This is a genomic window from Rhodococcus sp. A14 (assembly GCF_011603105.1).
Lineage (GTDB): Bacteria > Actinomycetota > Actinomycetes > Mycobacteriales > Mycobacteriaceae > Rhodococcus_F > Rhodococcus_F opacus.
Map to the genome: position 1 here is coordinate 1 of NZ_JAAOQS010000180.1, position 10,049 is coordinate 10,049.

8 protein-coding genes and 4 pseudogenes are annotated in these 10,049 nt (G+C 65.0%); 5 read left to right on the forward strand and 7 right to left on the reverse strand.

Going from position 1 to position 10,049, the window contains the following annotated elements; all coding sequences use genetic code 11:
- Window positions 1–290 (reverse strand): annotated as a pseudogene (locus G9373_RS47380) (hypothetical protein); the annotation flags it as partial.
- A gap of 152 nt (window positions 291–442) precedes the next feature.
- Window positions 443–847 (reverse strand): annotated as a pseudogene (locus G9373_RS43460) (transposase); the annotation flags it as partial.
- 43 nt (window positions 848–890) lie between these two features.
- On the opposite strand from G9373_RS43460, the pseudogene G9373_RS43465 reads away from it, so the two are divergent.
- Window positions 891–1,574 (forward strand): annotated as a pseudogene (locus G9373_RS43465) (transposase); the annotation flags it as partial.
- 144 nt (window positions 1,575–1,718) lie between these two features.
- Here the strand turns inward: G9373_RS43465 and G9373_RS43470 are convergent.
- Window positions 1,719–2,183, reverse strand: a complete 465-nt coding sequence (locus G9373_RS43470; protein ID WP_037206748.1) for a pyridoxamine 5'-phosphate oxidase family protein — start codon at window positions 2,181–2,183, stop codon at window positions 1,719–1,721.
- 178 nt (window positions 2,184–2,361) lie between these two features.
- Here G9373_RS43470 and G9373_RS47385 point away from each other — a divergent pair.
- A pseudogene (locus G9373_RS47385) lies at window positions 2,362–2,526 on the forward strand (IS3 family transposase); the annotation flags it as partial.
- A 321-nt stretch (window positions 2,527–2,847) separates the two neighbouring features.
- On the opposite strand, the gene G9373_RS43475 reads toward G9373_RS47385, so the two are convergent.
- The gene (locus G9373_RS43475; protein ID WP_167121030.1) at window positions 2,848–3,513 is read right to left on the reverse strand and encodes an IS30 family transposase; all 666 of its coding nucleotides are present in this window, start codon (window positions 3,511–3,513) and stop codon (window positions 2,848–2,850) included.
- On the reverse strand, window positions 3,401–4,147 hold the full coding sequence (locus G9373_RS43480) for a group II intron maturase-specific domain-containing protein (RefSeq protein ID WP_307866473.1): 747 nt from the start codon (window positions 4,145–4,147) through the stop codon (window positions 3,401–3,403). Before G9373_RS43480 ends, G9373_RS43475 begins: the two co-directional genes overlap by 113 nt.
- Before the next feature lie 154 nt (window positions 4,148–4,301).
- Here G9373_RS43480 and G9373_RS43485 point away from each other — a divergent pair, with 154 nt between their 5' ends.
- The 3 genes from G9373_RS43485 to G9373_RS43495 are packed head-to-tail and all read left to right on the forward strand — an operon-like array spanning window position 4,302 to window position 7,502.
- The gene (locus tag G9373_RS43485; protein WP_206033833.1) at window positions 4,302–5,531 is read left to right on the forward strand and encodes a site-specific integrase; all 1,230 of its coding nucleotides are present in this window, start codon (window positions 4,302–4,304) and stop codon (window positions 5,529–5,531) included.
- Window positions 5,528–6,508 carry a tyrosine-type recombinase/integrase gene (locus tag G9373_RS43490; protein WP_167121034.1) on the forward strand — a complete coding sequence of 327 codons (981 nt, stop codon included), beginning with the start codon at window positions 5,528–5,530 and terminating at the stop codon, window positions 6,506–6,508. The genes G9373_RS43485 and G9373_RS43490 overlap by 4 nt, the downstream gene beginning before the upstream one ends.
- Entirely contained in the window at window positions 6,498–7,502 is a 1,005-nt protein-coding gene (locus G9373_RS43495) for a tyrosine-type recombinase/integrase (RefSeq protein ID WP_167121036.1), read from the forward strand. Before G9373_RS43490 ends, G9373_RS43495 begins: the two co-directional genes overlap by 11 nt.
- 22 nt (window positions 7,503–7,524) lie before the next feature.
- Here the strand turns inward: G9373_RS43495 and G9373_RS48015 are convergent, their stop codons facing one another.
- Both G9373_RS48015 and G9373_RS46055 read right to left on the reverse strand, forming a co-directional pair.
- Window positions 7,525–8,340, reverse strand: a complete 816-nt coding sequence (locus G9373_RS48015) for a reverse transcriptase domain-containing protein (RefSeq protein WP_346842930.1) — start codon at window positions 8,338–8,340, stop codon at window positions 7,525–7,527.
- Between the two features lie 535 nt (window positions 8,341–8,875).
- Window positions 8,876–9,682, reverse strand: a complete 807-nt coding sequence (locus tag G9373_RS46055) for an IS30 family transposase (RefSeq protein WP_206033835.1) — start codon at window positions 9,680–9,682, stop codon at window positions 8,876–8,878.
- Between the last annotated feature and the right edge of the window lie 367 nt (window positions 9,683–10,049).

Genomic DNA, 10,049 nt, shown 5'->3' on the forward strand with positions numbered 1-10,049 from the left:
CACGCCGACGATGCCGTCACCATTCCGACGAAGGCCCTCCCCGCAACCGCGGGCAGGGCCCTTCTCATATCGGCATCACCGTCATCGACAGTGACGCCATCGTCGGCACGTTCAGCGACGGACAACAGGTGGTAGTGGTGCAGTGCCTCATCGACGGTGAACGCGTCCACGTCGCCGGCGCGGAAGCGGTCGACCTCGGCTGCGGCACACTCGATCAGCTCACCCAGCCGGGCCTCGTGATAAGCGGCGACCAGCGCCCGATCGGATCGCCGCTGCCCCTTGCTGCCCACGGTCACCGACAGTACCGATGCCGCGAGGCACCCCCAAGCCAAAGACCACGACCATCGCCGCGGCGCCTACCTACGCAAAGACTGAAAAGGGCGGGTCGACGAAACAGAACCCGCGGCATACCGCCGCACCGGACCTGCTGGACCGGGAGATCGCGCAGTTCCTCGGGCGCTGAGATGACTTGCGACTTGATCATCTGGAGCGCAACCCTACGGGCCGAAATGGCGGTCTTGCGGGTGACCTGTAGGACCCGCAGCGACTCGACCATTCCGTCGCGGGTTTTCGGTGTGACGGTTCTGATCTGGGCGAACGCGGCGTGTGCGGCGTTCTCGGCGTCGATGGTGTCATCCTTGCCGCGGCGTCGTCGATCAGACCTGTCGGGTGCGGTGACCTCGCGGACCTCGAGCCCGGCATTGTCGACAAATCGGAGCCGTCCGGCACCGTAGGAGCCGGTGCACTCGACGCCGATCCGGGCGAGGTCGCCGTGGCTGCGCATCCAGCGCAGCACGGCCCGATAGCCAGCGCGGGTGGTGGAGAAGAATTCGGTCGCGGCAATCCGCGTCAGATCGGCCACCCACTTGCGGTTCGGCGCGGTCGCGGTGAAGCAGATCCGCAACCTGTCCCGCATGCAGCTGATCCGCACCCTCGCCGCCTGGCGGCCCGACCTGACCGGCTTCCGCGACCCGACCACTGCCACCAAGATCGCACTCAAGCACCTCGCCCGCCGATACCTGGAACTGCACGATGAGATCGCCGACCTCGACCGCCCCATTCACGCCCTCGTCGACGAACTGGAGCCCACCCTTCTCGAGCGCGTCGGAGTCGGTTACCAGTCCGCTGCCCAGTTACTCATCACTGCCGGCGCCAACCCTGAGGGGCTGACCTCGGAGGCGTCTTTCGCCATGCTGTGCGGTGCCGCCCCGCTCCCGGCGTCCTCCGGGATGACCACCCGTCATCGCCACAACCGCGGCGATGACAGAGCTGCGAACTCGGCGCTGCACATGATCGCCGTCAGCCGATGGCGCATGGATCCAAAGACCCAGGCTTACGTCGCTCGCAAACGTGCTTTCGGGCACTCCAATCCCGAAATCCTGCGATGCCTCAAACGCTTCATCGCCCGCGAGATCCTCTACCTCCTCAAAGACTGCGATCGAGTCACCCGGCAATCGCACCGGCCGCTTGACACACCGAAGGGCGTCAACGGGACCCCGTACACATCGAAGGAGTCCGCCGACGTGTACCGGGAGTTGGGTGCGCTCCGTTCGCGCGGGACCGTCGGAACATGACAACGCGTCAGCGACGTCGCCGGTATCCACACTTCAGCGGCAACCTCATCCAACCGCTCGACCACCGGCGTCTTGTTCGTGGAACCGTTGTCTATCACCACGTTCACCTCAAGGCCGGCGGGGTAGGTGTGCTGTCCACACCGGCTACTCCGAAGGCGAACGTCGCACGTTCGAGAAGGGAGTTTGCCACATGGCCGGGTCGACAACCGGAAACCGGCGGCCGGACACATGGGTGGGAACGAGTCGGATGAAAAGGTTCTTCGCCCCGGCCTGCCACGGAAAGAGTGGCAAATCCACGGTGTCCATCAACTCGTCGATTTCACGGATCCCCTCCGCACGGCCCTTGATCACCACGCTCCACGCTTCGCGCGACGGAGCCTCGTAGCCGTCGACTTCCAGCGCAACCGGCGCATCTGACAGCGCAGCGGACACCTTGGTGCCTCTCCCGGATCGAAACACGAGGGTTCCATGATCGACCGCATAATTGAGGGGAAAGATATCCGGGTGGTCGTCCACCCACACAGCGAGACGGCCAATACTCTCGGTACGAAGCAGCGCCCAGCATTCGTTGACAGCGAGTTCCCTGAGACTTGGCTCATTGCTTCCCATTGTCTTTGCCTCCTGTCGTGGCATCAGGTCCGGTGCTCGTTCCCGTTCCGCGCACCGATCCACCTCCACGAATCATCGTCGCTGTCTCGGCTCTACGCGACGTATCCGCCCCAATCCACTGTCGGACAAACGGCGTGTGTGGTGCCCTCGACCAGCGCGTGGTGCGTGCCCGACCGGACGCAATGTCCTCTACCGTCGCCGCTGGAGCAGCCGTGAGGAACTACGGTTGGCGATCGTCGGGTGGATCGAGAAGACCTACCACCGGCGTCGCCGGCAACGCGGTCTCGGTCGACCGACACCCGTCGAATATGAGACGCTCCATCAGACCGCACACGCGGCCTGAAACTGCACACCCCGTGTGTCAACCAGGGTAGGGGCAAGCCCTGATATGGAATCAGGTTTGTCAAGGGGGCAAGGTGAAGCGGCGTCCATGACCGTTGTCAAACAGTGGCAGCATCATTCGATCGTTCAAGATGCCCTGTGCCCGCGGACGTCAGCCACAAAGGTGCGGTGCTCGATGCCCACCACATGCCCGACCCGACCACCGGCGGTGACCTCGTACTGCCTGCACATCCACCATTCTGTCGACGGAACGTGAAAACTGAACACGGTATGGCAGGCGGGTTCAAGGGCGGATTCGAGTAGTCGTCGCCACACTGTCGGTTCATGGTGCCAGACTCTCGGCGAAAACCTGTGCCGGTGTTCGCCAGTCGAGGTTCTTGCGTGGTCGGTTGTTCAGACGCTCCTCCACTTCTCGCAGCACCTCGGGTCCGTGGACGGACAGATCAGTGCCCTTCGGGAAATACTGCCGAAGCAATCCGTTCGTGTTCTCGTTCGTGCCACGCATCCAGGGTGCGGCGGGATGAGCGAAGTAGACCCCCTCGGCGAACAGATGACCGAACAGATCATGGCGCGCCATCTCCGCACCCTGATCCCAGGTGATCGTCCAACGCGCGTGCTCGGGGATCTGCTCGAACAGCGCACCTAAGGCCGCGGCGAAGGGCTCGGCGCGGTGCCCGCCGGGCAGATGCAGGAGCCGGACGTAGCGGCTACGCCGATCGACGAGGGTGCCGATCGAGGACCTACTCGACCGGCCGACGATGTAGGGGTCGGACCGGGGCGCGGTGCCGGGGTTGCTCCCGGCCTGTTTCCCCGGCCCGCCCTCCGCACCGGACGTGCGACTCTCATCGCATCCGGCGCTCCACGGACTGCCACTGTCAAGCAGGGACCAAGGTCTCTGCTCTGCTGGTCCACGGTGTGGGGATGTTGCTCGCCCGCCACCGATACCGAGTAATCGGGACGGTGGTGGTGTCGAACATGATGATCCCATTCTCTTGCGGACGATTGCCTGGCCTGCCGGTCAGGAACCGCCGGTAGAGATCCGCCCACGTGATCCGTTTGTGCCGTTTGAGCAGCCATTGGGTGACCCGATGCCAGGCGAAGGCATCGAGGTAGCCGAAGGTCGCTTTCGACACGCCGTGACGGAAATACGCACACCATCCTCGGAGCACCGGATTGAGGCGTCCGAGCAGATCAGCAAGGCCGTGATGACGTGCCCTCTTCGTCAGGGCCCGCACCTTCGCCATGATCGAAAGCAACGCTTTCTTCGACGGATAGGTGTAGACGCTCATCTTGTTCGTGCCCTTCCTGCGGCGCCGCTGGACGCGGTACCCGAGGAAGTCGAACCCCTCGTCCAGGTGACATACCCGGGACTTTTCGGCGGACAACCGCAGCCCCAGAGGGGCTATCACGTCCGCGACCTCGTCCCAGAGTGCGTCCGCATGCGCTTTGGTCCCGACCACCATGATGACGAAATCGTCCGCGTAGCGCACGATTCGGTAGGTGGCCCCGCCGCGTTTGCGGTGCACCTCGCGCCGATAGGCACTCCCGTGGGAGTCCCATTTCGCACAGAAATGTGCATCCAACACCGTCAGAGCGATGTTGGCGAGCAACGGTGAGAGTATGCCGCCTTATGAGCAGTGCCGGGTTATGCGCAGCGCTGGCCTGCAAGGCCTGGTGACAGCGATGTCAGAGGTCGATCGCTGCGCATAATCCGCGGATCCTCTGATCAGGCGGTCCGGTATGGTGCCGGGCCTCCATGATCGGAGGTCAGTTGTTATGGCGACTTTGTCTGCGTTGGTGTTGGGCCTGGAGGCGGAGTTACAGCGTTTGGGCTACAAGGATTCGACGCTCGTTTGGTACCGGGGCTGTTGGCGGCGGATGCAGAAGCACTTCGCTGCTCGTGGTGTCGAGGAGTTTTCCTTGGATGCGGCGATGGCGTGGGTCGACGACGCGTGTGGCTTCTTCGACAAGGAGCAGGCCGGCACCCTGAAGCGAACCGATATGTACTTGTTCAGGGTTGCTCAGATGCTGGAGGATTACGCGGTCCACGGGGCGGTGCTGCGCCGCTATAACCGGTCGGTGAGCAAGCTGGACGTGGCCGGCGCCCAGACGGTCGCCCGGTTCCAGGCGCACCTGCGCTCGGCTGGGCGCTCGGCCTCGACTGTGCGGACCTACGGGACGTTGGCCGGGGAGTTCGTCGCGTTCACCGACACCCGCGGAGGGCTGGGCTGCTGCGACGCCGCCATGATCGGGGCGTTCGTCGCCACGCTGGCCGGATACCAGTTCAAGACTGTCGAGCAGAAACTGTGCGCGGTGCGGTCGTTGCTGCGGTTTGCCTCCTCCGCCGGCCTGGTCGACGGGGCGTGCTTGGAGGCGGTGCCGGCGGCACGCTCGGCCAGGCAGGCCAGGATCCCGTCGGTGTGGGATCCGGGCGAGGTAGCCAGGATCGTGGAAGGGATTGACCGGGACAACCCGTGCGGGAAACGGGATTACGCGATCATCCTGCTGATCACCAGGCTCGGGCTGCGCGGCGTTGACATCAAGCGACTGGAGTTCGCCGACTTCGACTGGCCGGGCAACCGGCTGTTCGTGACGCAGGCCAAGACCGGTCACCGGGTGCAGCTGCCGCTGCTGAAAGATGTTGGCTGGGCGGTGATCGATTACATCCGCCATGGCCGGCCGGACTGCGACTGCCCGCAGGTCTTCGTGCGGCACATGGCCCCAATCGGCCCGTTCTCCGACCAGGACCATCTGCATCAGATCCTGGTCAAACATGCCCGCGTGGCACACGTGCCGGTGAGCGAGAAACGCCGACATGGCATGCACTCGCTGCGGCATTCGCTGGCGACCCGGCTGATGGAAAGCGGCACACCGGTCGAGCAGATCGCTGACATCCTCGGTCACCAGTCCGTCCAGTCGACGGGCGTCTACCTGAAATCCTCCCTGGGACTGCTGGCCAAGTGCGCGCTGGACCCGGACGCGCCCGCGAACGGGGTGTCGCGATGAGCCCCGACATCACGATGACCGACGCGATCGCCGCCCTGGTCACCGAAAAACGCGCCACAGGTTACAAATACCACGCTGAGGAGCGGGTGCTGATCCGGTTCCTCGCGTTCTGCGCCAGTGAGTTCCCCGGGCAGCAGGCGCCCACCCGGGCCTCGGTCGAGGCCTGGATCGCGGCCGCCCGCCGGCGCGGAGTCACCCCGGCGACCCTGCACAGCTTGGCCGCGCCGGTGCGGGAGCTGGCCCGCTGGTTGGGCCGCCGGGGCGTGGGGGCCTACGTCCTGCCCGCCGGCGCACTGCCCCGCCCCGCCCGCTACGTCCCGCACATCTACACCGACGAGGAACTGGCGGCCTTATTCGCGCAGACCGACCGCTGCCACTACGACTCGCAGGTCCCGTTCCGGCACCTGGTCATGCCGGTGCTGTTCCGCACGATCTACGCCTGCGGCCTGCGTGCCTCCGAAGCCCGGCTGCTGCGCTTCGGCGACGTCGACCTCGACGCCGGGGTCCTGACAATCCGCGATGGCAAGGGCGGCAAAGACCGGCAGGTCCCTGTCAGCGCTCCGCTGCACGACAGGCTGGCCGACTACCACGCCCGCGTCGCCGGGCGCACCGGCGGGGACTGGTTCTTCCCCGGCACAGCCAGGCGCCCGCTGACGATCGGCAACATCGACAAGAACTTCCGCCGGTTCCTGTGGCAGGCACGCATCTCCCACGGCGGCCGGGGCCACGGCCCCCGCGTCCACGATCTGCGACACACCATGGCAGTCAACAATCTTCGGTCGTGGTTCGCCGACGGCGAGGACGTCGCCGCGTTGCTGCCGGTCCTGCAGGCCTACATGGGTCATGCCTCCATCTCCGACACCGACTACTACCTGAGGCTGACCGCCGAGTCCTACCCCCACATCACCGCCCACATCCGGCGTGCCTACGGCGTCGTCGTCCCACCCGTCACGGCAGGAGCGTGCCATGGCAACTGACTTCGCGGTGTTGCTGCACCGCTACCTCACCTCGCACCTGGCCGGGCTGCGCGGCTGCTCACCCAACACGATCGCGTCCTATCGCGACACCTTCAAGCTGCTGATCGCCTGGTTCCGCGACTGCAGATCCATCCCGCCCGACAAGCTCACCCTCGATCGCATCGACGCCGACGCGATCACCGCGTTCCTCAACTGGCTGGAAGCCGAACGGCACAACAGCATCTCGACCCGCAACCAGCGCCTGGCCGCGGTCAGCTCGTTCTTCCGGTGGCTGCAATCCCAGGACCCGGCCAGGATGGCCAACTGCCAGGACATCCTCGCCGTCCCCGCCAAAAAGAAGGCCCAGCCGAGCGTCAATCACCTCACCGTCGAGCAGACCCGCCGTCTGCTCGCCGAGCCCGACCGGTCCACCCGGCGAGGCCGCCGTGACGCGACCCTGCTGGCCACCCTCTACGACACCGCCGCCAGGGTTCAGGAATTCGCCGACCTGACCGTGCGCGACATCCGCCTGCAACCCCCCGCCCTGGCCGTGCTGACCGGCAAGGGCCGCAAGACCCGCCATGTCCCGCTCGGCGACAACACCGCAGCACTGCTGAACGCCTACCTGACCGAACACGGCCTCGACAAGCCCGGCCACGACGATCACCCACTGTTCACCAACCAGCATCGCAACAAACTCAGCCGCGGCGGCATCGCCTGGATCATCGGCAAATACCAGACCCGCGCCGGCGACCCGGAACTGGCCGACGCCGACCTCAGCCCGCACGTCCTGCGCCACAGCAAGGCCATGCACCTCTACGAGGCCGGCGTCCCGCTGCCCTACATCCGCGACATCCTCGGACACGTCGACCTGGCCACCACCGAAATCTACGCACGCGCCTCCACCGAGGCCAAACGCAAAGCCCTCGAAGCCACCTACACCGAAATCGTCACCGACGAGCTACCCGAATGGAACCACGACACCGGACTACTCAAATGGCTCGCCAGCCTGTGAACCCGACACACATCACGAAAGGTTATGCGCAGCGATCGACCTCTGACATCGCTGTCACAAGGCCTTGCAGGCCAGCGCTGCGCATAACCCGGCACTGCTCATAAGGTTCTTTATGTGCAGCTGCGCATAAGCCGCCCTGGGGCGTGCCGGCCTCGGAGTTCCTGACCGTTCCGTCGGTGGACATGATGCCCGCCTTCAGAAACGCCTTGATCAGGGTCAGAACGCGCATGTCGACGATCCGCGTACGGACCCGTTCCATGATCGCGGAATGGGCCAGCTCGTCGAAACACGCCGCGATGTCCGCCTCGAACACCCAGTGATGATTCCGGGTCCCGAGAGCATGAATCTCAGCGATCGCGTCCTGAGCGCGACGCCTCGGGCGGAAACCGTAGCTGACCGGTTTGAAATCCGCCTCGAAGATCGGCTCCAACACCAGCAACAATGACGCTTGCACCGTGCGGTCCATCGCCGTGGGGATACCGAGCCGCCTGAGTTTGCTGCTCCCCGGTTTCGGAATGAGTCTTTCCGCCACCGGCAGAGGAGCAAAGGTCCGAGACTTCACCTGGTCTCGAACCTGACCCAGGAATGCGACCGTCTCGGCGTCCCCGGTGATGGATGCAGGTGCCAGCCGGTCGACACCGGCCGAACGTGCGCCCTTGTTGCCCCGCACCCGTTCCCACGCGACGGTGAGGAAATCCGGGTGGTGGACGAGGTTGAACACATCATCAAAGAGGCGGTCGGGATCGTCGACCGCCCAGTGGTGCAGCTTGCGTTGCATCTGTCGTACCCGCCACGCCGCCCGACCGGGATCGGGCCATGACAGCTCACCGGTATTCACCAGCGCCTCCGTTCGTGTCTTGCATGCTGCATCAATTCCGCTGGGGCCCTTCGCCATGTGCGAGGCTTTCCCTCGCTCGGACTACTACGGCCCCTCCGCCCCACCGCGTGGCCATCGACCGACGACGCGTCAACCCGACCAGCCGACCCCTGGAAGAGGCCGATGCTCGGGAGCCTCGCGGTGGTTCCCACGTTCACTGCGAACCGCTCGAGGAGTGAGGTGCCCAGCTATGCCCCTGCGATATCGCCACGGCTACGCCGCAGGCATTCACCGTGGCCTCCGAAGCCGACGATCTAAACCGACCCCGGAGTTCCCAACACCGAAGGGTGTTGGTGCGCATCGCAGACCAGCCCGAATCCACCGGGTTAGAGCTGGCGGGAGACTTGAGAGGCGTTAAAACACTGGTTCCTCGCGTACACCTTCTCCTCATGCTTGCCGGACCCAGACCATCCGGTAGTGCTGGCCTGTCCCGTCGTTGTCGGGGCTGCTTGCCGCCCTCACCGTCGTCTCCCGGTTCAGGCTGCCCCCAGCTTCGTTATGCTGCTGCGACAGCACAACGGCGCAGGTCTTTCACCTCCGCTCGGTCACACAGCGCCTCGTGGCGCACCAAATCGCCCTCCCAATCTCCAGTCCGGCTGCGTTTTTCGACCATCTTGGGACGAGCGTCGATCGACTGAGACGGGGTGACGAATCGAATCCGGCGCTCGTCCGCCCGGCGCCGTCGTCGGCGCAGCGGACGCCTGGTCCGTAGCTTGCGGGTCAGCGTGCGACTCAACCCCGACCGCCCGCTTTTGTAGAGGGCCTGGTAGATTGTTTCGTGGCAGACGTGCCGGCCAGGACGATCGGGATACTCGGCGCGCAGCCATGCGGCGATCTGCTCCGGGCTCCATTCGAGCTCTAGCTTTTCCTGCACCTTCGTGAGAAGTTCCAGGTCGTCGAGCAGCCGACCCCGCCGGGGTCGGATCGAGCGCCCTGTGGCGCGTGCGTGCGCCAAAGTGGCGTCATAGCCGCCACGATCATGCGGGAGAGTGTTGCGCTTCAACTCACGACTGACCGTCGACGCCGATCGACCCAATCGTCGGGCCACCTCCCGAATCGAGTGTCCCGCTGCCCGAAGCGTCGCGATTCGTTGCCGTTCGAGCGAACACAGGTACCGGGTCGACCGCGCCTCCTCCGCCAACCGTATCGGCGGCAGTCCGCCGTTCTCGGTCCGCCACCGGTACCCGGTCTTGCGTCCGATCCCGAGTTGCCGGCACGCCTCGATGCTGCCCACCCCGGCAGCCAACAGTGCCCAATACTGCGTCTCCAGATCGAGTCGCCGCTTGCGTCCTCTACGTCCCATCCACACACCCCTCTTCTATCAGGAGTGTTGCGACCAATACTTGAACCCGCCTGCCATACCGTGTTCAGTTTTCACGTTCCGTCGACATCCCATCCCACTCACGCGCCCGTCACTGTCCCGCCAACGATCGTCATAGCTCGCTTCGGCCGGAATCCGAGAGCCCACAGCGGGAGTGGGCGCTTGTAACGACCTCGAGGCCAGCAAGATCCGGAGGCTATTGCAGCACTGCGACAAGCCAGCTAAAGATGTTTCGGTAATAGGGTGTGTCGTTGCGCGTGATTCGCACCGTGCTGCTTGATCATTGATGAATGGCAGGGAAGGAAACCGGGTCGGGCGAGAGCGCGGATGCCCGGAAAGTCAAGCAGCG

Coding starts and splice junctions, on each gene's coding strand:
- G9373_RS43470 (WP_037206748.1), bottom strand. CDS start 2,183: ATGGGAAGCAATGAGCCAAGTCTCAGGGAACTCGCTGTCAACGAATGC.
- G9373_RS43475 (WP_167121030.1), bottom strand. CDS start 3,513: ATGGGATCATCATGTTCGACACCACCACCGTCCCGATTACTCGGTATC.
- G9373_RS43485 (WP_206033833.1), top strand. CDS start 4,302: ATGGCGACTTTGTCTGCGTTGGTGTTGGGCCTGGAGGCGGAGTTACAG.
- G9373_RS43490 (WP_167121034.1), top strand. CDS start 5,528: ATGAGCCCCGACATCACGATGACCGACGCGATCGCCGCCCTGGTCACC.
- G9373_RS43495 (WP_167121036.1), top strand. CDS start 6,498: ATGGCAACTGACTTCGCGGTGTTGCTGCACCGCTACCTCACCTCGCAC.
- G9373_RS46055 (WP_206033835.1), bottom strand. CDS start 9,682: ATGGGACGTAGAGGACGCAAGCGGCGACTCGATCTGGAGACGCAGTAT.